General features: G+C 41.6%; 1 protein-coding gene. It reads left to right on the top strand.

Annotation, left to right across the window (positions count from 1 at the left end; all coding sequences use genetic code 11):
• On the top strand, positions 1–558 hold a 558-nt coding region (locus tag ABN217_RS19890; protein WP_349459949.1), incomplete at its 5' end, for a phage portal protein.
• Between the last annotated feature and the right edge of the window lie 21 nt (positions 559–579).

Here is a 579-nt window from a genome sequence, read left to right as displayed (position 1 = left end):
AAATCTGACTTCGGTGAACGGCACCAAGGGTTAGCCAATGCACACAAACCGATGATTTTAGAAATGGGGTTGAAGTGGCAACAAATCAGTTTATCGGCTGAAGATGCGCAATTTCTTGAAACGCGAAAATTTCAGTTAGAGGAAATTTGCCGTATTTTTCGTGTTCCTCTTCACATGGTGCAAAACACAGATCGCGCCACATTCAATAACATTGAAAACTTGGGTATTGGTTTTATTAACTACTCACTTGTTCCTTACCTTATTCGTATAGAGCAACGCATTAATGCAGGACTGGTAAAAGCCAGTAAACAAGGCGCTTTTTATGCCAAATTTAATACTGGCGCTTTATTACGTGGTGACATGAAATCGCGATTTGAAGCCTATTCAACAGGCATTAACTGGGGAATTTATTCGCCCAATGAGTGCCGTGAACTTGAAGAGTTAAATCCTCGTGAGGGTGGTGATATTTATCTCACACCGATGAACATGACCACTAAGCCAGAAACCCAAAAACAAGAGGAGAAAGCGCATGCCGATGACGACCAAACAACGGCTTGATGTGCCATTGAAAATTAAGTC

The organism is Proteus sp. fly-1067, from assembly GCF_040139345.1.
Lineage (GTDB): Bacteria > Pseudomonadota > Gammaproteobacteria > Enterobacterales > Enterobacteriaceae > Proteus > Proteus vulgaris_B.
This window is presented reverse-complemented; position numbering and strand designations above follow the sequence as displayed.